We start from the raw sequence: 23,872 nt of genomic DNA on the forward strand, positions 1-23,872 counted from the left end.
GAACGGCTCTATAGCACCGCGACCGGGGCGGTGAAATGACGGCCCGGAGCAAAGGCCCGTGCGCGATCCGCCTCGCACCCCGCCCGTCACGCGATGTCGATGACCGCCCCCGGCTTCAGCCGCGCCAGCAGGCGCGTCATGTCCGACCGGCGCAGCGCGACGCAGCCCTCCGTCGCCTTGAATCCCGGCCGGGCGAGATGCACGAACACGGCAGAGCCGCGCCCGGCGACGCGGGGGCGCTGGTTGTGATCGATCACCAGCACCAGGTCGTACAGGGCATCGTCGCGCCACATCTTCTCGTGCGACACCTTGCGCGCCCCGCCGAGCGGCAGCGTGACGGGGCAATTGTAGCGCCGGTCCGCCCGGTCGTCGCACCAGCCGTCGGTGGGGCGGAGGGGACGGGTGGGAAGGCGGGAGACGGGGTGCGGACCATGGTCGGGCCGGTAGAGAAGGGCGAGGATGCGCCAGCGGCCGGCCGGGGTGCGCCCGTCGCCCTCGCGCTTGTCGGCGCCGATGCCGGAGCGCCCCAGCGCCACCGGGATCGACAGTCCGCCCGCCCGCAGGATCCCCTGATGGCGGGTGCCGGGGCGGCGGCTGACGGCGATGCGGGAGATGCCCACAGGATTAGCCTGCCTCATGACTTAGTGTGATACCTCTCCACAGCTGTCCCCGGATGGAAATTTGCGCAGAGCCATGTCCATGCTCTACTTGCGCGATTCGCGCGTCCGCAAGGGCGCAGGAGGAATTGATGCCCAATGCGTGGAAAATCCTGGTGGTCGAGGACGACCCGGAGCTGCGCGATGCGCTGATCGAGCAGCTCGCGCTCCAGGACGAATTCGAGCCCGTGGGCGCGGACACCGCCGGCGGCGCCGTCGAGCAGGCGAAGAACGGGGCCATCGACCTCGTGATCATGGACGTGGGCCTGCCCGACATGGACGGGCGCGACGCCGTGCGCCAGATGCGCCGCAACGGCTTCAAGGCGCCCATCCTGATGCTGACCGGCCACGACACCGACAGCGACACCATCATGGGGCTGGAGGCCGGCGCCAACGACTATATCGTGAAGCCGTTCCGCTTCGCGGTGCTGCTGGCGCGCCTGCGCGCCCAGATGCGCTCGCACGAGGCGAGCGAGGACGCGGTGTTCGCCATCGGTCCCTATTCCTTCCGGCCGGGGGCGAAGCTCCTCCTCACCGAGCGCGGTTCCAAGATCCGCCTCACCGAGAAGGAGACGGCCATCCTGCGCTATCTCTACCGGGCCGGGAAAAATCCGGTGCCGCGGGAAACGCTGCTGCAGGAAGTGTGGGGCTATAATTCCGGCGTCACCACGCATACTCTGGAAACCCACATCTACCGCCTGCGCCAGAAGATCGAGCCAGATCCCTCCAATCCCACCCTTCTTGCGACCCAGGCCGGGGGCTACAAGCTCGTGCCCTGACGGCCGGGCCGGAACATCATGCACAGCCAGTTGAGGAACCTCCTTCCGTGAGCATCGACAGGGACATCGCGCTGCTCCGGGGGATCGCCACCTTCGATCTGCTCAGCGACGGCGCCGTGCGCCTGCTCGCCCAGGGCGCCGAGGAAATGCGGCTCGCCGAGGGTGACGTGCTGTTCCGGATGAACGAGACATCCGACGGCGCCTTCGTGGTGGTGTCGGGCCGGCTGAAGATGATGGACGAACGGCTGCCCGGCGCTCCCCGCCTGCTGAAGGACGTCACCGCCGGCGCCCTCGTCGGCGAGACCGCCCTCATCATCGCCACCCCGCGGCCCGCGACGGCCGTGGCGGGGGAGGAGACGGTGGTGATTCGCCTGCCGCGCGAAGTGTTCACGCGGGTGCTGGAGCGTTACCCCGAGGTCACCGCCAAGTTCCGCCGCGCCATCGCCCGCCGGCTGGAAGGCACGCTTCGCGCCCTCGACGGGGTGCGGGTGAAGCTGGAAGAGCACCGCCAGCGCCGCCGGCGCTGACGGGTCCGGCCCGAGGCCGCCGCTTCAGGCCGCGGCGGATACGCCCTTTGATCGGCGGGGCGTAAAGCGCGCCATCTGCGTCAGGGCGTCGGCCGAGAGGGCATCCATGGTCATGTAGGCGTCGATGGCCGCGCCCATGTCGCCGCTTGCCGTGCCCGCGACGATCCGCTCGCCGCAGGCCGCGAGTTGCCGGCCGAGCGCCGCCAGCTGGGACAGCATGGCCGGATCTTCGACCGCCGCCTCGTCAATCCCGGCAAAGCCGGCCCCGAGCGGGGCGTTGCGCGCCTGGAATCCGCGGAGATCGGCGGCGGTCACGCCGGCGAGGCATTCGGCGAGGCTCCGCTTCCACGCCATGTGATCGGACTTGAGGCGGCGGACCGCCGCGGCGGCGCCGGCCCCGGCCGAGGCGCGGGAGATGAGATCGCCGGCGATGGCATCGGCGCGGCCGAGGAGGCCGGCGGCGGTGGCGGAATCGGTCTCGTTCTGGTTGGCGAGCCGGGCGATCTCGCCGAGCCGGTCGGAAAGGTCGCGCAAGGCCGCGCGCCGCTCGCCCAGCATCACGGCGATGCGTCCCACCCCGTCGGTGGAGGCGCTGACGCGGGTCTCGATGCCGTCCATGTCGGTCATCACCGATTCGACGATGGCGCGCCCCTCCTCGACCCGGGTGGCGCCGGCGCCCATGGCGTCCAGCATGTCCTTCACCACCACGGACAAGGCCTGGAGCTGGTCGCGGATGAGGTCGGTGGTGCGCGAGGCCTCCTCGGACAGGGCCTTGACCTCGGCCGCGACCACCGCGAACCCCCGTCCCGCCTCGCCGGCCCGTGCCGCCTCGATGGTGGCGTTCAGCGCGAGCAGCTTGGTCTGCCGCGAGATGGAGCCGATGGAGGTGGCGAAGCCGCCGATGGACTGGGTGGCGGAATTCAGGTGGGCGAGCCGCGCCTCCAGCTCGCCGAACGCTTCGGCGATGCCGCTCATGGCCTGCCCGGCGGTGCGCGTCTTGGCCGCGCCGGAGGTGACGAGCCGCAGGGCGTCCCCCGTCTCCCTCCCCGCATCGGCACCGAGCTGGGCGATGGTCTCGATGGTGGCGGCGATCTGCGCCACGGCGGAGGAGGCCGAGGTGGTCTCGCCGGCGAGCTTGCGCGCATTGCCGTTGGACCAGGCCATCAGGCACAGGATTTCGTTGAGGTTGGCCGAGATGTCCACGGCCGGCCCGAGCGCTTCCATATCGCGCAGGCCGCTGACGGATGCGGGCGGCCCCGCGACGGAGGACGTCGGTGCCGTGCTGGATGTCGCCATGGGTGCCTTGCTTCCTCCGGGCGTCCCCTGCCGCGGATGCGCATGGCGCTCCGTCTTGTACGCGGATCGGGGACGTCGCCGCAGCATGCCGGGCGAGGCTTGCGCGAGCCTGAGGTCGGCGCGGGTGCCGATGCGCGAAGGCCCTAATAGAGCCCGGTCAGGAACGGGCCGAGCACGGCCAGCACCACCACCACCGCCAGCGGCGGCACCTTCCACACCGTCAGCAGCAGGAAGCCGGTGATGGCGGCGGCGAAGTCCATCGGCCGCTGCACGGCACCGGTGAAGACCGGGGTGTAGAGCGCCGCGCCGAGGATGCCCACCACCGCCGCGTTGGCCCCGCGCATGGCGGCCTGCGCCAGCGGCAGCCCGCGCAGCGTGCTCCAGAAGGGCAGCATGCCCGTCACCAGCAGCAGGCCAGGCAGGAACACCGCCACCAGCGCCACCACCGCGCCTGTCACCCCGCCGGCCGGCGGGGCCATCACCGCGCCGAGCCAGGCGGCGAAGGTGAAGAGCGGGCCGGGCACCGCCTGGGCGAGGCCGTAGCCGGCGAGGAACTGGCCGGGCAGCACCCAGCCGGTGGTCACCACTTCCGCCTGCAGCAGCGGCAGCACCACATGGCCGCCACCGAACACGAGGGCGCCGGAGCGATAGAAGGACTCGAACACGCCGATGTAGGGCGACGCGGCCTTGAAGACCGGCGGCAGCACCAGCAGCAAGGCGAAGACCGCGAGCAGGATCGCCCCCGTCCGCCGCTTGAAGGGCACCGGCAGGTGGCTGACGGCGGGCGTTGCAGTTGCGCTCCCGGCCTGCGGGTTCTCGTCCTGACACAGGAACAGCCCGGCGATCGCGCCCATGGCGATGGCCGCCACCTGACCGAAGCTGCCGGCCGCCAGCGTGACCATGACGATGGCGCTCAGCGCGATGCCGGCGCGCGGCTGGTCGGGGGTCAGCGTCCGCGCCATGCCCCACACCGCCTGCGCCACCACGGCGACGGCGACGAGCTTCAGCCCGTGGAGGATGCCGCCGATGACGCCGCCATAGAGGGCGGCGGTGCCCACATAGGAGGAGAGCAGGCCAAGGGCGGCGAGCAGGATGGCCGAGGGCAGGGTGAAGCCGGCCCAGGCCGCGAGCCCGCCGAGAAAGCCGCCGCCCCGAATGATCCCGAGGGCGAAGCCGAGCTGGCTGGAGGCGGGGCCGGGCAGGAACTGGCACAGCGCCACGAGGTCCGCATAGCCGGCGTCGTCGATCCAGCGGCGGCGTTCCACCAGTTCGGCGCGGAAATAGCCGAGATGGGCGATGGGGCCGCCGAAGGACATGAGCCCCAGCTTCAGGAAGGCGCGGAACACCTCGCCGACAGAGCCCGCCGACTTCTCTTCCGGCGTTTCGACCGCTTCATCCGCCATGGTCAGCTCCTGATCCTCAGGGTCTGGATGTCATCGCCGCTCCGGCCGGTCAAGCGCGGCGCGGCAAACAAAAAAGCCCGCCTCTGGAGAGGCGGGCAGCTGGGGAGGACCGGTGTCGCGCCGCGCGCGGTGGCCTCAGGCGACGGCCTTCACGCCGGGGGCGGTGGAGATGAGGCCCTCGTCGAACTCGTCTTCCAGCGAGATGGGCTCGCCGTCGAGCACGCGCAGGAGCTTCGCCTTGTCCAGCTCGCCTTCCCAGCGGGCGACGACGATGGTGGCCACCGCGTTGCCGACGAAGTTGGTGAGCGCGCGGCACTCGGACATGAAGCGGTCGATGCCGAGGATGAGGGCGAGGCCCGCCACCGGAACCGACGGCACCACCGAGAGCGTCGCGGCCAGGGTGATGAAGCCCGCGCCGGTGATGCCCGCCGCGCCCTTGGACGACAGCATGGCGACCAGCAGCAGCAGGACCTGCTCTTCCAGCGAGAGGTGGATGCCGGTGGCCTGGGCGATGAACAGGGCCGCCAGCGTCATGTAGATGTTGGTGCCGTCGAGGTTGAACGAATAGCCCGTGGGGATCACGAGGCCGACCACCGACTTGGCGCAGCCGGCGCGCTCCATCTTCAGCATCAGGCCGGGCAGGGCCGCTTCCGAGGAGGAGGTGCCGAGCACGAGGAGCAGTTCCTCGCGGATGTAGCGCAGCAGCTTCCACAGGGAGAAGCCGTTGTAGCGCGCCACGAGGCCCAGCACGATGAACACGAACAGCGCCGCCGTGAGGTAGAAGGTGAAGATCAGGAAGGCGAGGTTCTTCACCGAGCCGATGCCGTACTTGCCGATGGTGAAGGCCATGGCGCCGAACGCGCCGATGGGCGCCGCCTTCATCACGATGGCCACCAGCCGGAACATGGCGTGCGAGGCCGAGGTGAGCACCTTGAGCACCGGGGTGCCGAGATCGCCCACGCCGCCGAGCGCGATGCCGAACAGCACGGCGAAGAACAGCACCTGCAGGATGTCGCCATTGGCCATGGCCGACACCGGCGTCGCCGGGATGATGTCCATCAGGAAGCCGATGATGGAGGCGTCATGCGCCTTCGCCGCATAGGTGGCGACGGCCTTGGGGTCGAGGGTCTTGGGATCGATGTCGAGCCCGGCGCCGGGCTGCACCACGTTCGCCACGATGAGGCCGATGACGAGGGCCAGCGTGGAGAAGGTGAGGAAGTAGATCATGGCCTTGCCGGCCACGCGGCCGACCTTGCCCATGTCGCGCATGCCGGCGATGCCGGTGACGACGGTGAGGAAGATGACGGGGGCGATGACCATCTTCACCAGCTTGATGAAAGCATCGCCCAGCGGCTTCAGGCTGGCGCCGAAGTCCGGATAGAAATGGCCGAGCAGCGAGCCGGCGATGATCGCCACGATCACCTGGAAATAGAGGTGGTGGTAGAACTTGCGCGGATAATGGTGATGGGGCGCGGGATGCGCCGGTATAGCGTGGGCCATCTCAGGACCTTCCTCCGCCGGGCCGTTGGTGCCTCTTGCGGCCGCTCTGGCCTGGGCACTTCAGGATCGGATGCTTCGTTAAGGGCCGGCGCAGCGCGCCGTTCGACGCTTCCCCCTGCGCAAGGCGCATGCCAGTTCAGAGCGGGACGCGGAGCACGCGCAACACGTTGATTCTCAAGGTTTTTTCCGCGAGGCCCCGCCGCCCCTCTCGACTCAGCGTGCGGTGAGGCGCACATTGCCGGCAAAACCTGTGCGGAAATCCGCACATCAGGAGAGCCTCCGTGGCCGAGCCGGGCGTCCCGCCGAGCCCTGAACGCCCCTCCCGCCGCCGCCTGCTGACGGCGGGCGGCACGGCGCTGGCTGCGCTGGCGCTGATGGTCGCGCTGGACCGGGTGGCGGACTATGCGGCCCGCCGCTGGGCGGTGGCGCAGGTGGCGGCTTCCGCCGAAACGGCGGCGGCGCTGCGCGTCGCGGTGCTGCGGAGCGAGATCGACAAGCAGCGCTCCCTGCCGGTGGTGCTGGCGCAGGACCCGGAGGTGCGCGGCGCGCTGGAGGCGCCGGACCCGGCTCGCCTCGATGCCCTCGACCGGCGGCTCGATGCCCTCGCGGAGGGGGTGCGCACCGGCGTCATCTATCTCATCGATGCCGAGGGCCACACGGTCGCGGCCAGCAACTACCGGACCCCGGAGAGCTTCCTCGGCTCCGACTACGGCTTTCGCCCCTATTTCCGCGTGGCGCTGGCCGAGGGGCGGGCGGAGCATTTCGCCTTCGGCACGGTCAGCCGCAAGCCGGGCCTCTATCTGGCGCAGCGGGTGGAGGCGCAGGGCCGGGTGCTCGGCGTGCTCGTGCTCAAGGCCGAGTTCGACGCGCTGGAGGCCGCATGGCGGCGCTTCGCCGAGCCGACCTTCGTCACCGACGAGCGGCACATCGTGCTCATCGCCTCGGAGCCCGCCTTCCGCTTCCGCACCACCGTGGCGCTCGATCCGGTGGAGCGCGACGCCATCCGCGAAAGCCTGCAATTCGGCGATTCCCCCCTCACCCGGCTCGATCTCGGCCCCTCGCCGGAGGAAGGTGGCGTGCTGCGCCTGCGCCTGCCCGGACGCAGCACAACGCAGGATTTCGTCGCGGTGGACATGCCCGTGCCTTCCACCTCGTGGACGCTCACCGTGCTCGCCCCCACATCAGCCACCACGCGGCTCGCCACCACGGCGGCCCGTGCCTCGGCGGCGCTGGCCGGCGTCGTCGGCCTCGGCTCGGCCGGGGTGTGGTGGACCCGGCGCCGCCGCCGCGCCCGGGCGCTGGCGCGGGAAGCGGAGGCGCGCCGCGCGCTGGAGGCCCGTGTCGTCGAGCGGACGGCGGAGCTTTCCGCCGCCAATGCGCAATTGGTGACGGAGATGGAGGAGCGCCGCCGCGCCCGCCTCGCCTTCGACGCCTTGCAGGACGAGCTGGTGCAGGCCTCCAAGCTCGCCGTGCTCGGCCAGATTGCCGCCGGGGTTGCCCATGAGGTGAACCAGCCGGTGGCGGCCATCCGCACCTTCGCGGAGAATTCCCGCGCCTTCCTCGATCGCGGCGAGCCGGCGGCCGCCGCCGCCAATCTCGACACCATCGCGGCGCTCACCGAGCGCATCGGCGCCATCACCGGAGAGCTGCGCGCCTTCGCCCGCAAGTCCGCCGCCCGCATCGAGCCGGTGGCGCTCGCCCCGGTCATCGACGGCGCGCTGCTCTTGATGCGCTACCGTCTCTTGCAGACCGACATTGCTCTCGCCCTCGACATCGACCGCCCGGACGTGGCGGTGACGGGCGACCGCATGCGCCTCGAGCAGGTGCTGGTGAACCTTATCCAGAACGCCGCCGAGGCCATCGGCACGCGGCGCGACGGGGAAATCCGCATCCGCGTCGAGACCCGGCCCGACACGGTGGTCGTCACCGTCGCCGACAACGGCCCCGGGCTACCGGAGGAGATGCTGGGCGCGCTCTTCCTGCCCTTCAACACCACCAAGCCGCAGGGGTTGGGGCTGGGCCTCGTCATTTCCAAGGACATCATCGCCGAGTGCGGCGGCACCCTGAAGGTGGAGAATGACGGCGGCGCCGTTTTCACCGTCACCTTGCCCCGCGCCCAGGGACTCGACACCGGAGCCGGCACGGCATGACGGAAAGCAACGCGGTGGACGTGGCCTTCATCGACGACGATCCGGCGCTGCGCGCGGCCAACGTGCAGGCGCTGATGCTCGCCGGCCTCACGGTCGCCGGCTACGGCTCGGCGCTGGAGGCGCTGGAGGTGATCGACGCGGACTTTCCCGGCGTCGTCGTCACCGACGTGCGCATGCCGCGCATCGACGGGCTGGAGCTGTTCCGCCGGCTGAGGGCGCGCGACGCGGACCTGCCGGTCATCCTGATTACCGGCCACGGCGACATCGCCATGGCGGTGGATGCCATGCGCGAGGGCGCCTACGATTTCCTCGCCAAGCCCTATGCTTCGGAACGCCTCGTCGCCAGCATCCGCCACGCCCTCGACCGCCGCCGGCTGGTGCTGGAAAACCGCGAGCTGAAGCGCGCCGTCGCCACCACGCAGGACGACCTGCCGCTGCTCGGCACCAGCGCTGTCATGGCGCGCCTCAGGCAGATGCTGCGCCAGATCGCCGATGCCGACGTGGACGTGCTGGTGGAGGGGGAGACCGGCTCCGGCAAGGAGGTGGTGGCCACCGCCCTCCACCGCTGGAGCCGCCGCGCCACCCGTCCGCTGGTGGCGGTGAATTGCGGCGCGCTGCCGGAGACGGTGATCGAGAGCGAGCTGTTCGGCTACGAGGCCGGCGCTTTCACTGGGGCGCTCAAGAAGCGGGTGGGGCGCATCGAGCATGCCCATGGTGGCACGCTCTTCCTCGACGAGATCGAGGCCATGTCGCCGGCCCTTCAGGTGAAGCTGCTGCGCGTGCTGGAGGCGCGCGAGATCGCGCCGCTGGGCACCAACGAAACGCGGCGGGTGGACATCCGCGTCGTCGCCGCTTCGAAGGTGGACCTGCCGGCGCTGGTGCGGCAGGGCAGCTTCCGCGAGGATCTCTATTACCGCCTGCACGTCGCCTCGGTGCGCATCCCGGCCCTGCGCGACCGGCGGGGCGACGTGCCGCTGCTGTTCGGCCACTTCCTCGCCCGCGCGGCGGAGCGCTTCAACCGGCCGCCGCCGGAGCTGGACGCCGGCGTGCTGCGCCATCTCGCCGAACACGACTGGCCGGGCAATGTGCGCGAGCTGGTGCATTATGCCGAACGCGTCGCGCTGGGGCTGGTGGAGCCGGAGCCGGCCTCCGTTCCGGCCGAGGCCGACGGCGGCAAGGGCACCCTGCCGGAGCGGGTGGACGCCTTCGAGGCGCAGGAAATCCGCGCCGCGCTGGAGGCGCACAAGGGCGACGTGCAGGCCACCGTGGCCGCCCTCGGCATCCCCCGCAAGACCTTCTACGACAAGCTCCGCCGCCACGGCATCGACCAGGCGTCCTATCGCGGCGGGCGGTGAGGGGGTGGCATCACGATCGTCCACCGCGGAACAGTCGCGCGCTCGAACTCCATTCACCATCATCATGCCCGGCCTTGTGCCGGGCAACCACGTGGCGCGGCCGGGAGTAGCTGCCAACCATCTTCAGAATCGGCCCGACGTGGATGGCCGGGACAAGCCCGGCCATGACGGCGGTGAGGTCAGTGGCGGGATAACGGCCCCGGCCCGTCAGCCGGCGCCCCTATGGCCGAAGTCACCGGCGGTTAAAGCGCTCCCCTCACCCCAGCTCGAACGTGGTGATGCCGAAGATGCGATCGAGCGGCAGATCCGGCCCCGAGCCGCGATACATGCGGCCGGTCTCGAACACCGGGGTGAGCCCCGCCCCTTCGGCGAGGGCGCGGGCGGCGGGATTGGGGTCGGGAATGTCGAGGAACACCTGATCGCCCGCCGCCGTGCGCGCGAGGGTGGAGAAGAGCGCGCCGGCCACCTCCGCACCGTCGGCGAAGAGCGGGCCGATCTTCCATCCCGCCCGGCAGCGGCGGATGACGCCATAGCCCTTCACCGTCCCGTCCGCGACGAAGACGCAGGCGCGACCCTGCGGCGGGGCGAGCCACGCCTTCAGGAAGTTCGGGCGGGGAAAGCCGAAGCAGGCGCGATCCAGCGCCGTGACGGCATCGAGGTGGGCGGGCGTGATGTCCACCACGCGCGGGTCGGGCGCGGCGTCCGGCGCCAGGCCTCCGAAGCGGAAATTGGCGTAGGCGCGCTTAAAGCCGTCGCGGGCGTAGGTGCCCTGCTGCTCCACCACCGCGTCGAGCCCCACCGGGCCGTCGAGCCGCTTGAAGGTGTCCTGCCACAGCGCGAGGCCATGGCCTTCGCCGCGCAGGTCCGGGCGGCAGATGTAGAAGCCGACGAAGGCGAAGCCGCCCTCATAGCGCGTCGCCGAGATCACTGCGGCCAGCGCACCATCGAGGAAGAGGCCGCGGAAGGCGTGCGTATCCTGCGCGAGGAAGGCGGCGGCGTCGGCAAGGCCGGGGTTCCAGCCCTCGCGGGCGGCCCAGTCCACGGCCGTATCCACCTCGACCGGGGTGAGGGTGCGGATGGTGCGGGTGGCGCCGGCCGTGGCGTGGTCCTCCCTCTACTCCGGATCGGCCGCCGGCGGCGGGGGCAGGTCGCGGGCCACCGTTTCGAGGAAGCCGGCGAGGTCTTCCGTGACGTGGTTCACATAGGCGTCCTCGCGGCCCTCGAACTCCCAGCTCTCGCGCGCCGCCACCGTCTGGCCGGGGGGCACCACCAGCACCGTCACCATGCCGAGGCGGTGCGGCACTTCCAGATTGCGGGCGAGGTCTTCGAACATGGCGGCGCGGGTCGCTTCCACCCCGTGCGCACGCAGGAAGCGCTCGTAGGCCTCCTCGGTGGGCTTGGGATGGAATTCGGCGGCCACGATGTCGTGCACGGCGGTGAAGTGCGCATCCATGCCGAGCTTTGCCAGCACGTTGCGCGCGTGCTGCTCGGAGCCGTTGGTATAGACCAGCTTCTGCCCCGGCAGCGCCTCGATGGCGGCGGCGAGACGGGGGGAGGCATCGAGCGTGGAGAGGTCCACGTCGTGCACATGGGCGAGGAAGGCGGCGGGTTCCACCCCGTGCTCGATCATCAGCCCGCGCAGGGAGGTGCCGTAGCGCCGGTAGTAATCCTTCTGGATGCGGAACGCCTCCTCGGGCGCGATGCCGAGGAGGTCGGAGATGTACGCCTTCATGCGGGCGTCGATCTGGCCCCAGAGGTCGTGCTGGGCGGGATAGAGGGTGTTGTCGAGGTCGAACACCCAGGTGTCGACGCGATCGAAAGCCGCCGATGAAAGCGCTGCGGGAGAAGACAAAATCATCGGCGGACCATGCCTCAGAACGGGCCGCGGGAATAGATGTCGGAGAGCATCCCCTCGATGGCGCGGATGCGGGTCTGGTAGGCATTGGAGATGCAGGCCGCGTCGGCCTTGCAGGCGGCGCGCTCCACCAGCCAGGCGCGCTGGTCGTCCTGGATCGCGCCGCGCTGGCCCATGCCCACCATCTTGGTGATGACGCCGTAGAGCGTCGCCATCTTCACGTCGAGCTGGGCGAGGTCGCAGCTCTTGCAGATGGCCACCTCGTCCGGCGCGGTGACACCGTTGCACGAGAAGCTCGCGGCGGACGCGGGAACGACGAGGGTCGCGGCGAGGGTGGCGGCGAGGACAGCGGACTTCAGGCGCATGGGTTTCTCCCTTGAGTGGCGGGATTGGTGCGTGGCGGGATTGGCGGATCAGTCGGCGGCGGGCCGCAGGGTGTCGCCCACCGCCACCCGGCCGGAGCGCACCACCTTGGCATAGATCCCGCAGTCCGCGTGGCCGTAGGCGGACACGAGGCCCTTCACCACATTGAGGTCGCGGACGGCGGTGGCGGGATTCACATTCACCGCCGCGCAGCGCTCGGTGCGCTTGAGGATGGCGATGCGCGCCGTGCCCACATCGAGCCGCGCGCCGGCCATCTCCAGCTCCGCGCCCGCCGGCCAGCCCTCCAGATGCAAATTCATGCGGAAGCGGCGGGGGTCCAGCTCTGCCTCCATCCGCGCGCTGAGGTCGCGCACGCTCGCAAGGTTGAGCAAGGAGAGGAAGCCGGAGCGCAGCGAATCCGTGAAGCGGAAGCCCTCGGGCGCGGTGAGCAGCTTCAGCGGGCCGCGCGCCTCCTTGCCCATATAGAAGGTGAGGAAGGCCTCCACCTCGGCTCGTCCTTCGGGCGCCGAAAGGTTCGCCGCCACCACCTCGTGGCCGTCGAGGGCGAGCGTCAGCGTTCCCGTCGCCGCGTCATAGCGTGAGGCGAGGGCGGCGAGGCGGGCGTCCCGCATCAGCATCAGGAAGGCAGTCTTCTGCCGGTAGGAGGGCTCGGCCGGATCGAAGCCGCTGGGGCCGTTCTCCACCGCATAGAGCCGATCGTTCGGGAAGAAGGCGCCGGCCGTCAGCTCCACGGCGTCCAGCGCCTCGGGGGAGAGGCCTTTCACCGGATGGCGGTAGAGGGCGGTGACGGTGGCGGGGGGAAGCTCTGCGGCCGGAATGGCGGAGGTCGAGGCGGCGGACGGCACAGGCATGCGGGGCGCTCCTTCAGGTCCGGAGACCCCGGGGTCCCATGCCCCGCCGGCCCGGTCAAGGGCGGGTGAATTTTCACCTGGATCAAGGCGATGGCGGCGCGCCGGACCTAGCCTTGATTGAGCGGAGGGCGGTGGCGGCGCGGTTTGGCCCGGCCGGCTTGAAATCGTGCAGTCACCCCCTTCCGTTGCAGCGGGGCCACACCCACATGAGGCACGGCGCGGGTTTGTTCCGCCTGCGCGACGGTAGCCGGGGATGCCGGGACCGTGTCCCGCCGCGCCCCCTATGCTTCTTGGAAGGTATCGGGCGCGGGAAGGAGGAGAGACAGATGAATTTTGAGATCTATACCGAGCGCGCGCGTGGCTTCGTCCAGTCCGCCCAGTCGCTGGCGGTGCGGGAGGGCAACCAGCAGTTCACGCCGGAGCACCTCCTGAAGGTGCTGATGGACGATCCCGAAGGCCTGTGCTCGGGCCTCATCCAGCGCGCGGGCGGCAATCCCACGCTGGTGCGCGCCGAGGTGGAAGCGGCGCTGAAGAAGCTGCCGAAGGTGTCGGGCGGCTCGGGGCAGGTTTACGTGTCCCAGCAGCTCGCCAAGGTGTTCGAGACCGCCGAGCAGGCGGCCAAGAAGGCGGGTGACGGCTACGTCACCGTCGAGCGGCTTCTGCTTGCCCTCGCCATCGAGAAGGACACCGACGCCGGCAAGATGCTGGCGAAGGCGGGCGTGACCCCGCAGACCCTGAACGCGGCCATCGAGGCCCTGCGCAAGGGCCGCACCGCGGACAGCGCCACCGCCGAGAACGCCTATGACGCGCTGAAGAAATATGCCCGTGACCTGACCCAGGCCGTGCGGGACGGCAAGCTCGACCCGGTGATCGGCCGTGACGAGGAGATTCGCCGCACCATCCAGGTGCTGGCGCGCCGCACCAAGAACAATCCCGTGCTCATCGGCGAGCCCGGCGTCGGCAAGACCGCCATCGTGGAGGGCCTCGCCCGCCGTATCGTGGACGGCGACGTGCCCGAGAGCCTGAAGGACAAGAGCCTGCTTTCGCTCGACATGGGCTCCCTCATCGCCGGTGCGAAATATCGCGGCGAGTTCGAGGAGCGCCTGAAGAGCGTGCTCTCCGAGGTCGAGGCGGCCGAGGGCGGCATCATCCTGTTCATCGACGAGATGCACACCCTGGTCGGCGCCGGCAAGACCGACGGCGCCATGGATGCGTCCAACCTGCTGAAGCCCGCCCTTGCCCGCGGCGAGCTGCACTGCGTCGGCGCGACCACGCTGGACGAGTATCGCAAGCACGTGGAGAAGGACGCGGCCCTGGCCCGTCGTTTCCAGCCCGTCTTCGTCTCCGAGCCCACGGTGGAGGATACCGTCTCCATCCTGCGCGGCCTGAAGGAGAAGTATGAGCTGCACCACGGCGTGCGCATCACCGACAGCGCGCTGGTGTCTGCGGCGGTTCTCTCCAACCGCTACATCACCGACCGCTTCCTGCCCGACAAGGCCATCGACCTTGTGGACGAGGCGGCCTCGCGCCTGCGCATGCAGGTGGATTCCAAGCCCGAGGAGCTGGACAGCCTCGACCGCGAGATCATGCGTCGCAAGATCGAGCAGGAGGCCCTGAAGAAGGAGACCGACAGCGCCTCCAAGGACCGCCTGAAGCGCTCCGAGAAGGAGCTGGCGGACCTTGAGGAGAAGGCCTCCGTCCTCACCTCCAAGTGGAAGTCCGAGAAGGAGAAGCTGGGCGAGGCGACCACCGTCAAGGCCAAGCTCGACCAGGCGCGGGCGGATCTCGCCTCCGCGCAGCGGCAGGGCGAATACCAGAAGGCCGGTGAGCTGACCTATTCGGTCATCCCGCAGCTGGAGAAGAAGCTCGCCGACATCGAGAAGGCGGGCGCGGCCGGCGGCATGGTGGAAGAGGCGGTGACGCCCAGCCACATCGCCGGCGTCGTCTCCCGCTGGACCGGCGTGCCGGTGGACAAGATGCTGGAAGGCGAGCGCGAGAAGCTCCTGCGCATGGAGCTGGAGCTGGCGAAGCGCGTGGTGGGCCAGTCGGAGGCGGTGGCCGCCGTCTCCACCGCCGTGCGCCGCGCCCGCGCCGGCCTTCAGGACCCGAACCGGCCCATCGGCTCGTTCCTCTTCCTCGGCCCCACGGGCGTGGGCAAGACGGAGCTGACCAAGGCTTTGGCCGAGTTCCTGTTCGACGACGAGACGGCGATGGTGCGCATCGACATGTCGGAATACATGGAGAAGCACTCCGTGAGCCGGCTGATCGGCGCGCCTCCCGGCTATGTGGGCTATGACGAGGGCGGTGCCCTCACCGAAGCCGTGCGGCGCCGGCCCTATCAGGTGGTGCTGTTCGACGAGGTGGAGAAGGCGCATCCGGACGTGTTCAACGTCCTCCTGCAGGTGCTCGACGACGGGCGCCTGACGGACGGACAGGGCCGCACGGTGGACTTCCGCAACGTGCTCATCGTCATGACCTCCAACCTCGGCGCCGAATTCCTCGCCGACCCGCGCCAGCCCATGGGCTTCAAGGTGCCGGGCCACGAGGGCGACCAGGTGGTGTCCGACGAGGAGGCCTACGACATGGTGATGGGGGCCGTGCGGCGTCACTTCCGCCCGGAATTCGTCAACCGCATCGACGAGATCGTCATGTTCCACCGCCTGAAGCGGGACCAGATGGACACCATCGTGGACATCCAGATGGGCCGGCTGCGCAAGCTGCTGGAGGATCGCAAGATCACCATCGAGATCTCGCCCGAGGCGCGGCACTTCCTCGGCGACAAGGGCTACGACCCGGCCTATGGCGCGCGCCCCCTGAAGCGCACCATCCAAAAGCTGGTGCAGGACCCCCTCGCCGAGAAGATCCTCGGCGGCGAAATCCTCGACGGCGCCAAGGTGAAAGTGGGTCTGGCCGACGGCCACCTGACCTTCACCAGCGAAGCGGCGAAGGTGGATCAGGCGGCCTGAGGGGATTGGGGTTTAGGGTGTGAGGACGGACCCCCGGCGTGCGAGCGCCGGGGGTTTTTTTGTGGGGGACGCGGAGCGAGGGCGGCAGGCTGAAGCGCGGCGCTGACGGCTTGATTGCCCAACAAAAAACCCGCTGCTGACAGAAAGGGAAGCTTCGAGGTGTGTTGATCCATTGTAGCCGAAATGATCGTCGGCACCACGTTCTAGAAATTATACCGTAAAATCTATTATTTCTGCAGACAAGCGGGATCGTCAATGTGCGGGTTCAATGATATCCAGTAAATGGAAAAAATCAGGCAGGCACGGGCAATATGTTCGGCCGTGTTGCGTAGCTCAGACCAATCTTCTCCAATTCTTTCATTGGTTCCATGAATTGTTCTGCTGCGGCCTGTGCTATATATATCGTCTATCACAGACTTGAGAGTTGGTCCGCCCTTGCGGATCGGATCTGAATCTTGGATCTTTAGCCGCGCATTTGCGAGGCGTCTGATACCGCCGGATTTGCCTCCGCTAGCAAGTGCGTCGAGGGTGGCAGAAAATTTGACAATTGCCATTAGATGAACTTCTTCGCGACACGCTTCATAAAACCAAAGTATGGCTTGTGACAATAGATTCATAATTCGAGGTCTGTGTGTCATTTTGTTTAAAGAGAGATAAAAATCTATCGCTTCGCCGATAGTTGCGAATAAATATCCGAAATCTACCAGAGCCGCTGCCCACTCAGCTGGATTTATGCCGGGGCCAAAGGGGTTGCCGACTATGTTGCTACCCGGTAAAATTCGAATTCCTGGTACAAACACTAGAGATCTCTGAAGTCGAACGCCTGGATCTGTGAGAAGACGAAACCCCTCCATAGCTCTGGATGGAGTTGCCCAAGTCAGTGCGATGGCCGTCATCGCCATGTGAGCTGCTACTTGAGCCTTGTTTCGACCGGCCTCGGAGGCGAGCCCTATTGTGCTGACGCTACACACATACTGACAGGATTTGATTGCATCAAGAATCGCTTTTTCATGATGCGCGTCAAACCCATTCTTCCGTTTCGCAACTTTCTTGCCTGCCCAAATCGTGCGAATTCGGCGTGCAGTTATTTTACTCACGCCGCCTTGTGTCTCCTTGCGGTCGAGCCAAATCAGACGTGCTTCAAACGTTACTGGCCCTATGGCAAAAGGCGCGACATCAGATCGGCTGAAAAGATTGCATCCAAATCCATGCTCAGTTGGCTTTGACGGTTTGGCCGCTGTCAACTGAGATTGGACTGATTTAAGGACTCTAATTCCATTGTGATCTGAGCTTTCCGCGAATTCGACGGTGGCCAAGGCAGATCCGAACGTCCCTCGGACGAGCCAATCCCATTCCCTGTCGGTAAATCTATTAGCAATGGATTTGTCTGCGCTCTTAAGCTCTTTTGCAATTTCCTTGATGAGGCGCTCCATCTCCCGGGATGTCGCAATCGAGCCCCCATTTCCGGTGCTGATCAGGCCGGGCAAAGAAATTTTACCCGCGATCTTTTCTGGGAGCGCCTCAGGCGCCTGGACGCGAGTAAATTCCTCTACCAAGTCTTGGATGAGCTGATTCAAGGAGGTCATGACCTGTTCCTAGGGCTCAAGGCGGGCTAATATCTCCGATACTAAATACCGGTTGCGAAGGCATTTTCAACTTATACGAGTATTATTCGTACTAAAATCGATGCCCATCCCCCTCGACCTCCAGCACGCCACCGAGCAGTTCGACCGCTTCCTCGCCGATGCGCGGGACACGGCCGGCCTTGGCACGCGCAATCAGGCCTACACCATGGTGGAGGGGGTGCTGGTCGTGTTCCGGCGGCGGCTGTCGGTGGAGGAGGCGATCCGCTTTGCGGGGATGCTGCCGCCGGTGCTGCGGGCCATCTTCGTGGCGGACTGGGACCCGGCCGAGCCGCGGCGGCCGTTCGCGGATCGGGCGGTGCTGACGGCGGAGGTGCAGGACCTGCGCCGGCACCACAATTTCGCGCCGGCCTCCGCCATCGCCGACGTGGCGGCGGCGCTGCGGCGGAACATGGACGCGGACACCCTCGACCGCGTCCTCGTCACCCTTCCGGAGGGTGCGGCCGACTATTGGAAAGCCTGACGCCTACTTCCCCCGTGCCGCCTGCACCAGCTCCTCCGCCCGCTTCACCGCGCCGGCAAAGAAGGGCAGTCCCGGCGCGGCCTTGACGAAGCAGGAGCGGAAGGCGTCGCCGCCGGCTTCGCGGACCTGTTCGGCTTCCTTCCAGCGCGGGTCCTCGTCGTTGCGGGTCTTGCCGGCGGCGTCTTCCAGCTTGGTGGCCTTGGCGTTGGCCTCCTTCCAGATCTTCTCGCAGGCCGGCAGGGGCTTGATGGCGGCTTTGAGGTCCGCCGTGCCCACCACCACGCGGCCGTCACCGATGCGGGTGAAGACGATGCTGCTGGGCGGGTCGTTCTGCTGGCCCGACTGGGTGAAGAGACCGAGCGCGGCGGTGACGCTCTCGCCCGCGCCGGCCGTCACCGGCAGGTCCATGTATTTGATGAAGGCGGCATCCGCGCCCAGCACCGCGAAATAGAACGGCTCCGTCCCCATGGCCCCCTTGAGGCCGAGGCGCAGCGCCGGGTCGGCGTCCTCCTCCTTGGCGCGGGCGGCGAGCCAGTCGGTGAAGACCGGCTCGGGGGAGACGAAATAGCGGGTGGTGAGGTTGGCGCCGGAGAACAGCAGGCCGTCCGGCTCCTTGGATTCCAGATATTCGGCGTTGAGCGAGGAGGGCATGAAGATGGGCTTCTTCTGCGTGCCCTTGAAGGCGATGGGCCCGACGAGGGCGACCATCCGCTTTTCCAGATCTTTCAGCAGCGGAGCGCCGAGCGCGTCCAGGTCGCCGTCGCTCTTGCCCGCCTTGGCCGCCGCGGCCACGTCCGCCAGGGCCTTGGCATGGGCGGCCATATAGTCCTCCGCCGGCCCCGCATGCGCCGGCCCGCCGGCGAGAAGTCCCGCCGCGAGCAGGGCCGAAGCCAGCCGGAGGAGGGGGCGGCGGCGATCGGGGCGCGTCATGGGGACTCTCGTGTGCTGAAACGACAATGGCGGCGCAATCTGCGCCGCCATTGGTAAAAATCAATGGATGGCCCCACCGCGTCCCCGGTCTTCCACCGGCACCGCGCGGGCTATGCCTTCAGTTCCCTCGGGCGGTGGCGAGCAGGGTTTCGGCGCGCTTCACCGCGGCGGCGAGGACCGGCTGGCCCTGGGCCTCCTTGGCGAAGCAGGCGCGGAAGGCGTTGGAGGCGTCCACGTCGGCCTTGTTCGCCTCTTCCCAGCGCGGATCGTCCTGCTTCTTGGATTTTTCCGCGGCGGTGCGCAGCGCCTCGGCCTTCGCGGTGGTCGCCTTCCAGGCCTTGTCGCAGACGGGCAGGGACTTGATGGGGAGCTTCACATTGGTGGTGGCCACGGCGACCCGGCCGTTCGCCACCCGGGTGACGACCACGGCGTCGGGCAGCGTGTTGGCGGAAATATCCTGGCTGAACAGGCCGAGGGCGGCCGAGGCGGTCTCGCCCGCGGCGGCCGTCACCGGCAGCTCCATGTAGCGGGAGAAGGCCGCCTCGGCGCCGATGGCGAGGGTGTAGAACTCCTCGCTGCCCGTCGCCGCCGCGATCCCCTGTCCGAGGGCCGGGGCGGCGTTCTCGTGCTTCGCCTGCGCCGCCAGCCAGTTGGCGAACACCGGCTCCGGGGAGACCAGCACGCGGGTGGTGAAATCCTTGTCGGCGAACAGGAGGCCGTCCGGTCCGCCGGATTCGATGTTGCCATCCAGCAGGGTGGCGGGGGAGAAGCTGGCCGTGAGCCCCTTGAGCTGAAGCGGGCCGAGGAGCGCGCTCATCTTCTGCTCCAGCGCCTTGCGGGCGGCGGCATCGCGCTTCTCCAGATCCTCGGGGGTCGCGCCCCCCTTCTCCGCGGCGGCCAGCGCCGCCACGGCCTTGTCCCGCGCCGCGATATAATCCTCCGCCGGCGCCGCCCCGGCGCTGCCGGCCAGCCCCATCGCGAAAGCCATTGCAAGGAAAAGCGGGCTTGCGGCCGGGCGGCAGCGGTCGGGGCGGCTCATGTCAGGTCTCCGGATGAGGGCGATCGATCAGGTGCAGGCGGGAGGGTCTCACTGCCCGCGCGCGGTGGCGAGGAAGGCTTCCGCCTTCTTCACCGCGGCGGCGAAGAAGGGCTGGCTCGGGGCCTCCTTCATGAAGCAGGCGCGATAGGCGTTGGAGCCCTCGTCCTGGATCTTGGTGATCTGCTCCCAGCGCGGGTCCTGGTCCTTGTTGTCCTTCTCCACCTGCTTCTGGAGAGCGTCGGCCTTGGCCTTGAAGGGCTGCCAGATGGCGTCGCAGGCGGGGATCGGCTTGTCGCCGAGCTTCACCATGGCGACGCCCACCATGGCCATGCCGCCGCCGATGCGCACGATGGCAACCTCGTTGGGCGCGGTGTTGCCGGAGGGCTCCTCGGTCTGGAGGCCGAGCCACGCGACGGCGGTTTCGCCCGGCACGGCGGCGACGGGCAGCTCCACATAGGGCTGGTAGAAGCCGCCGTCGAAGCCAACGGCGTTGGTGTAGAATTCAGGCGTGCCCGCCGCCGCCTTCACGCCGGAGGCGAAGGCCTTCGGGGCATCCGGATCCTTGGCGCGGGTGGCGAGCCAGCTGGTGAAGATGCTTTCGGGCGCCACCACCAGGCGGGTGTTGAAATCCTTGTCGGCGAAGGCGATGCCGCCCAGATCCTGCGCGGGGGTGTTCTCGTCGTAGGTCAGCACGCGCAGCGTATATTCCGGCGAGCCGAGGCCCTTGAACTTCACCGGGCCGACAAGGGCCGTCATGCGCTTGCCGAGATCCTTGAGCGCGGCCTCTTCGCGCTTGATGACGGCGGGGTCGCCGCTCTTGTCGGCCTTGGCGGCGGCGAGGGCGTCGGCCGTGGCCTTGTCGCGGGCGGCGACATAGTCGCTCAGCGGGTCGGCGGCGGCGAGCGCGGGCAGCGCGGTGGAGAGGATGAGGGCGCAGGCGAGGGAACGAACCGAACCACGGAAGGGGCCGCTCATGGGGCTGTCCTCTGGGAGGGAAAGATGTGGCTTTCGACCGGTCGCAGCGGTAGCTGAACCATCCCCAAGGTCAAGCTTTGTTTGTGGCGAAGTGCGGCCGCGCCTGCGGCGCCATTTCGCGTGTCCAGCGGTCTTTTGATGAAGCGCGTTCCGGCCCGCGCGCTGCGGCGGCGGGCCGGAACAGGGCGGGTCAGTTGCTGGCGGCGCGGGTCTTGGAAGAGCCGGCGTTCGCCACCTTCGGCGGCACCGGGGCGTGGCTGAGCAGGGCCTCGATGCGCTCCCGCTCCTTCCTGAACTCGGCGAGGAACTTGCCGTCCAGCGCCCGGCCGCGCGGCAGGCGGATGCGCATGGGATCGACGAAGTTGCCGTTGATCTTCACTTCGTAGTGCAGATGCGGGCCGGTGGAGAGGCCTGTGTTGCCGAGATAGCCGATGAGCTGGCCCTGGCGCACCGTCACGCCCTCGCGGATGCCGCGGGCGAAGCCCGACTGGTGCGAGTAGGTGGTGACGTAGCCGTTGGCGTGCTGGATTTCCGTGTGCTTGCCGTAGCCGGATTTCCAGTTGGCGTAGATGATGGTGCCGTTGCCCGCGGCATAGATGGGCGAGCCGATGGCGTCCGCCCAGTCCACGCCCGTGTGCAGCTTGGAATAGCCGAGGATGGGGTGGCGGCGATAGCCGAAGGGCGAGCGCATGATGCCGCCCGTCATGGGCTTTCTCACCAGGAACTTCTTCGCGCTCTTTCCGTCCTCGTCATAATAGTCGACGAGCCCGTCGTCCGTGGTCTGGAAGCGGTAGTAGCGCCGCGTCTCCTTGTTCACGGTGAGGGCAGCGTAGAGCACATCGTTGGAGGCGCCCGGATCGTCCGAGAACAGCACCTCGAAATTGTCGCCCGGCTTCACCCGGCGCTGGAAGTCCACGTCGAAGGAATAGACGCGGATGATGTCGGCGATGACGCTGCGCGGCACGTCGTTGCGCAGCGCGGTCTCGTAGATGCTCTCATAGAGCCGGATGCCGGGGCCGCTGTCGTCCTCGTCCGTATCCTCGGAGACGCCGGCCATCTCGGTCTCGGAGGGCTCCGGCACGTTCACGAACTCGTCCTTGTCGGAGAGCGCGACGGTGCCCTCGTGGCCGAGGTCGCTGAAGATGGAGATGCGCAGCGGGCGCACGCGCTTGTTCTCTTCCTGCAGCAGCAGGTGCATGCGCAGGCCGTCCTTCACGGTGCCGTCCCGGCCGCGCTGGAAGGCGGCGGCGGCGGCGCGGGCGTCTTCCTTGGAGACGCCGTTGTCCATGAGGATGGAGACGATGGTATCGCCCTTCTTCACCACCACGGTGGCGTCCGACCAGTCGTTGCCGCCGGAGGTCTCGTCGGAGGTCTTGGGCACGAAGCTGATATTGGCCGGAATGACCGGCGCAGGTGCGTTGGCCGCGCCGGGGGGCGCGTGGCCGGCCGGGACCGCCGAGGCCGGCAGGCCGGGCGAGCCGAGCGCGTTGCCGACGCTGGCATAGGACAGATAGGGCGCGGACGCGGCCTGCGGCGAGAAGCCGGGCTGGGCGCCGACGATGGCGGCGGGCAAGCCGGCCTGGCCTGGCTGCACGCGGGTGAGCTCGGCCACCTCGCGCACCTTCACCAGCACGTTCTCCATGGAGGTGGCGGCGCCGAGCCGGGTGCTCGGGGGCAGGCTGGAGATGTCGCGCATCACCAGCGTGACTTCGCCGGTGGGCTCGGCCTGGGGCGCGGTCTCGTCCTTGCTGGAATCGGCGACGAGCTGGGCGGGGTTGAAGCGCGGGATGTTGGTGGAGACCGAGGTGGTGCTCATGGCGAGGTTCGCCGCCACCCGGGTGAAGGGCCGCACCTTGATGATCTCCCGGTCGCCCATCTTGGTGGCGGTGGAGACGCGGAAGGTCTGGCGGGCGGTCGGAGCGTCGCCGAGCAGCGACATGCGATCGCCCTTGCGGACGGAATTGACCGGGCGCTCGCCCACGGCCAGGGCGCCGCGGATGGCGTTGCGCACCTTTTCCGGCATGAGCGCGAAGCGATGCTCGCCGTCCAGCGCCGCATAGACGGCGCCGCCCATCAGGAACGAACCACACAAGGCCGTGAGCAGCGTGGCGGCGAACCAGCGTACGGAGACGCGGCGCCGGTCGATGTCCTCTTCGTCTCCGTCCACCCCGAGCGGGGGGTCGTCGCCAAGTCCGGCAGCGCTCGTGGCGTCGCGCCAGTCTCCGGCTGATCGTCGATGGTACAAATCTGCGTCCCTCAGCTGCGTGCGCGCGTGCGGCGCACTGGCCGTTTCCTGCGGGAAGGCCTGTCGGAACAAGCGATCAGGACTCCCGCCAACACATTCGGCGAACAAGACGTTCGGCGAACATGCCTTCCGCCTCACGACCCGTCAATGATGCGGCGCAAACCCGCCCGTTCGAGGCGGCGCATGTGAGGGGGAGGAGACGGCGAAAGCATGGCGCGGACCTCATCCGTGATCGCCGAGGCCGGTTCACGGCGTGGCTGGCAGGGAAAAGCATCGAAACACCCTCTGAACGCGCGCGCACGCGAGAGGTGGCTTCGAGACGGGGGCGTGCGGTGCGGTCGCCTTTGCCGAAAACCGAAGACGGAAGCCGAAAAAGAATCCGCATTTTTCCGTCGACCCTTCGCCGGCTGCGCTTCCGGCGGGCCTTGCGGCGCAACATGTCCACAGGCCGAAAATCGTTGCACTGCAACGGGCGGTGGCCTGGTAGGTGGGGATTTGCCCACAGCGTCACATGGGGTTCATGAAGGACAAAAACGGGGGTGTTGACACCGGAAGGGGGTTGCCCCTATAAACCGCCCATCGACGACGCGCTGCCGCCGCCAACTGGACGGATCGACAGCGCGTCTCCGACGCTCCTCACGACTTTACTGTTGTGAAGCCGCCGGTTAAGAAGCCGGAGGACGACGCGTCGATCGGCCCTTCTAGGGCAGGGAGGCTTCGGCTTCCATCGCTGTTTGACATGTATGACAGAAGAAAGAGAAACGTGGACGGCGGAGTCCTTGCGGGCTGGGGCTGACCGAGAGGTTGGTTTTCAGCTGAGTAAGACTTGGCGGTCTAACGGAACTCCGGACCTTT

The 23,872-nt window shown here is 68.3% G+C and carries 19 protein-coding genes; 6 read left to right on the forward strand and 13 right to left on the reverse strand.

What is annotated here, in order from left to right:
- Positions 1 to 86 precede the first annotated feature (86 nt).
- Positions 87 to 638, reverse strand: a complete 552-nt coding sequence (locus EJ105_RS05295) for a L,D-transpeptidase family protein (RefSeq protein WP_250165532.1) — start codon at positions 636 to 638, stop codon at positions 87 to 89.
- A 110-nt stretch (positions 639 to 748) separates the two neighbouring features.
- Here EJ105_RS05295 and EJ105_RS05300 point away from each other — a divergent pair, with 110 nt between their 5' ends.
- Positions 749 to 1,435 carry a response regulator transcription factor gene (locus tag EJ105_RS05300; protein WP_024281375.1) on the forward strand — a complete coding sequence of 229 codons (687 nt, stop codon included), beginning with the start codon at positions 749 to 751 and terminating at the stop codon, positions 1,433 to 1,435.
- 47 nt (positions 1,436 to 1,482) lie between these two features.
- Positions 1,483 to 1,962 (forward strand): Crp/Fnr family transcriptional regulator, encoded by a 480-nt coding sequence (locus EJ105_RS05305; protein WP_250165533.1) that lies wholly within the window; start codon positions 1,483 to 1,485, stop codon positions 1,960 to 1,962.
- 24 nt (positions 1,963 to 1,986) lie between these two features.
- Here EJ105_RS05305 and EJ105_RS05310 read toward each other — a convergent pair whose 3' ends face one another.
- The 3 genes from EJ105_RS05310 to EJ105_RS05320 form a co-directional block, all read right to left on the reverse strand.
- Positions 1,987 to 3,258, reverse strand: a complete 1,272-nt coding sequence (locus tag EJ105_RS05310; protein ID WP_250165534.1) for a methyl-accepting chemotaxis protein — start codon at positions 3,256 to 3,258, stop codon at positions 1,987 to 1,989.
- A gap of 143 nt (positions 3,259 to 3,401) precedes the next feature.
- Complete coding sequence (gene chrA, locus EJ105_RS05315) at positions 3,402 to 4,661, reverse strand: chromate efflux transporter (RefSeq protein WP_250165535.1); 1,260 nt, start codon at positions 4,659 to 4,661, stop codon at positions 3,402 to 3,404.
- Positions 4,662 to 4,796: 135 nt separating this feature from the next.
- Positions 4,797 to 6,161, reverse strand: a complete 1,365-nt coding sequence (locus tag EJ105_RS05320; RefSeq protein WP_250165536.1) for a dicarboxylate/amino acid:cation symporter — start codon at positions 6,159 to 6,161, stop codon at positions 4,797 to 4,799.
- Positions 6,162 to 6,442: 281 nt separating this feature from the next.
- On the opposite strand from EJ105_RS05320, the gene EJ105_RS05325 reads away from it, so the two are divergent.
- The gene (locus EJ105_RS05325; protein WP_347881302.1) at positions 6,443 to 8,311 is read left to right on the forward strand and encodes a sensor histidine kinase; all 1,869 of its coding nucleotides are present in this window, start codon (positions 6,443 to 6,445) and stop codon (positions 8,309 to 8,311) included.
- Positions 8,308 to 9,666 (forward strand): sigma-54-dependent transcriptional regulator, encoded by a 1,359-nt coding sequence (locus EJ105_RS05330; protein ID WP_250165537.1) that lies wholly within the window; start codon positions 8,308 to 8,310, stop codon positions 9,664 to 9,666. Before EJ105_RS05325 ends, EJ105_RS05330 begins: the two co-directional genes overlap by 4 nt.
- A 256-nt stretch (positions 9,667 to 9,922) precedes the next feature.
- On the opposite strand, the gene EJ105_RS05335 is transcribed toward EJ105_RS05330, so the two are convergent.
- From EJ105_RS05335 to EJ105_RS05350, 4 genes are all read right to left on the reverse strand, one after another.
- The gene (locus EJ105_RS05335) at positions 9,923 to 10,708 is read right to left on the reverse strand and encodes a GNAT family N-acetyltransferase (RefSeq protein ID WP_250165538.1); all 786 of its coding nucleotides are present in this window, start codon (positions 10,706 to 10,708) and stop codon (positions 9,923 to 9,925) included.
- Between the two features lie 72 nt (positions 10,709 to 10,780).
- Positions 10,781 to 11,524, reverse strand: a complete 744-nt coding sequence (locus EJ105_RS05340) for a pyrimidine 5'-nucleotidase (RefSeq protein WP_250165539.1) — start codon at positions 11,522 to 11,524, stop codon at positions 10,781 to 10,783.
- Positions 11,525 to 11,538: 14 nt separating this feature from the next.
- Complete coding sequence (locus EJ105_RS05345) at positions 11,539 to 11,886, reverse strand: lysozyme inhibitor LprI family protein (protein ID WP_250165540.1); 348 nt, start codon at positions 11,884 to 11,886, stop codon at positions 11,539 to 11,541.
- Positions 11,887 to 11,934: 48 nt separating this feature from the next.
- Complete coding sequence (locus EJ105_RS05350) at positions 11,935 to 12,756, reverse strand: MOSC domain-containing protein (protein WP_250165541.1); 822 nt, start codon at positions 12,754 to 12,756, stop codon at positions 11,935 to 11,937.
- Positions 12,757 to 13,082: 326 nt separating this feature from the next.
- On the opposite strand from EJ105_RS05350, the gene clpB reads away from it, so the two are divergent.
- A complete protein-coding gene (gene clpB / locus EJ105_RS05355) occupies positions 13,083 to 15,722 on the forward strand; it encodes an ATP-dependent chaperone ClpB (RefSeq protein ID WP_029556386.1) in 2,640 nt (879 codons plus the stop codon).
- Between the two features lie 227 nt (positions 15,723 to 15,949).
- Here the strand turns inward: clpB and EJ105_RS05360 are convergent, their stop codons facing one another.
- Entirely contained in the window at positions 15,950 to 17,308 is a 1,359-nt protein-coding gene (locus EJ105_RS05360; protein WP_250165542.1) for a hypothetical protein, read from the reverse strand.
- A gap of 100 nt (positions 17,309 to 17,408) precedes the next feature.
- Here EJ105_RS05360 and EJ105_RS05365 point away from each other — a divergent pair, with 100 nt between their 5' ends.
- Positions 17,409 to 17,828, forward strand: a complete 420-nt coding sequence (locus EJ105_RS05365; RefSeq protein ID WP_250165543.1) for a DUF2267 domain-containing protein — start codon at positions 17,409 to 17,411, stop codon at positions 17,826 to 17,828.
- Positions 17,829 to 17,831: 3 nt separating this feature from the next.
- Here the strand turns inward: EJ105_RS05365 and EJ105_RS05370 are convergent, their stop codons facing one another.
- From EJ105_RS05370 to EJ105_RS05385, 4 genes are all read right to left on the reverse strand, one after another.
- Positions 17,832 to 18,758: a hypothetical protein gene (locus tag EJ105_RS05370; protein ID WP_250165544.1), complete on the reverse strand. Its 927-nt coding sequence runs from the start codon at positions 18,756 to 18,758 to the stop codon at positions 17,832 to 17,834.
- A gap of 118 nt (positions 18,759 to 18,876) precedes the next feature.
- Positions 18,877 to 19,797: a hypothetical protein gene (locus tag EJ105_RS05375; protein WP_250165545.1), complete on the reverse strand. Its 921-nt coding sequence runs from the start codon at positions 19,795 to 19,797 to the stop codon at positions 18,877 to 18,879.
- A 48-nt stretch (positions 19,798 to 19,845) separates the two neighbouring features.
- Complete coding sequence (locus EJ105_RS05380) at positions 19,846 to 20,772, reverse strand: hypothetical protein (RefSeq protein WP_250165546.1); 927 nt, start codon at positions 20,770 to 20,772, stop codon at positions 19,846 to 19,848.
- Between the two features lie 190 nt (positions 20,773 to 20,962).
- Positions 20,963 to 22,939 carry a M23 family metallopeptidase gene (locus tag EJ105_RS05385; RefSeq protein WP_038192833.1) on the reverse strand — a complete coding sequence of 659 codons (1,977 nt, stop codon included), beginning with the start codon at positions 22,937 to 22,939 and terminating at the stop codon, positions 20,963 to 20,965.
- Positions 22,940 to 23,872: the final 933 nt, after the last annotated feature.

The organism is Xanthobacter aminoxidans, assembly GCF_023571765.1.
GTDB classification, from domain to species: Bacteria; Pseudomonadota; Alphaproteobacteria; order Rhizobiales; family Xanthobacteraceae; genus Xanthobacter; species Xanthobacter aminoxidans.

Coding starts and splice junctions, on each gene's coding strand:
- EJ105_RS05295 (WP_250165532.1), bottom strand. CDS start 638: ATGAGGCAGGCTAATCCTGTGGGCATCTCCCGCATCGCCGTCAGCCGC.
- EJ105_RS05300 (WP_024281375.1), top strand. CDS start 749: ATGCCCAATGCGTGGAAAATCCTGGTGGTCGAGGACGACCCGGAGCTG.
- EJ105_RS05310 (WP_250165534.1), bottom strand. CDS start 3,258: ATGGCGACATCCAGCACGGCACCGACGTCCTCCGTCGCGGGGCCGCCC.
- chrA (WP_250165535.1), bottom strand. CDS start 4,661: ATGGCGGATGAAGCGGTCGAAACGCCGGAAGAGAAGTCGGCGGGCTCT.
- EJ105_RS05320 (WP_250165536.1), bottom strand. CDS start 6,161: ATGGCCCACGCTATACCGGCGCATCCCGCGCCCCATCACCATTATCCG.
- EJ105_RS05330 (WP_250165537.1), top strand. CDS start 8,308: ATGACGGAAAGCAACGCGGTGGACGTGGCCTTCATCGACGACGATCCG.
- EJ105_RS05340 (WP_250165539.1), bottom strand. CDS start 11,524: ATGATTTTGTCTTCTCCCGCAGCGCTTTCATCGGCGGCTTTCGATCGC.
- EJ105_RS05345 (WP_250165540.1), bottom strand. CDS start 11,886: ATGCGCCTGAAGTCCGCTGTCCTCGCCGCCACCCTCGCCGCGACCCTC.
- EJ105_RS05350 (WP_250165541.1), bottom strand. CDS start 12,756: ATGCCTGTGCCGTCCGCCGCCTCGACCTCCGCCATTCCGGCCGCAGAG.
- clpB (WP_029556386.1), top strand. CDS start 13,083: ATGAATTTTGAGATCTATACCGAGCGCGCGCGTGGCTTCGTCCAGTCC.
- EJ105_RS05360 (WP_250165542.1), bottom strand. CDS start 17,308: ATGACCTCCTTGAATCAGCTCATCCAAGACTTGGTAGAGGAATTTACT.
- EJ105_RS05365 (WP_250165543.1), top strand. CDS start 17,409: ATGCCCATCCCCCTCGACCTCCAGCACGCCACCGAGCAGTTCGACCGC.
- EJ105_RS05370 (WP_250165544.1), bottom strand. CDS start 18,758: ATGACGCGCCCCGATCGCCGCCGCCCCCTCCTCCGGCTGGCTTCGGCC.
- EJ105_RS05375 (WP_250165545.1), bottom strand. CDS start 19,797: ATGAGCCGCCCCGACCGCTGCCGCCCGGCCGCAAGCCCGCTTTTCCTT.
- EJ105_RS05380 (WP_250165546.1), bottom strand. CDS start 20,772: ATGAGCGGCCCCTTCCGTGGTTCGGTTCGTTCCCTCGCCTGCGCCCTC.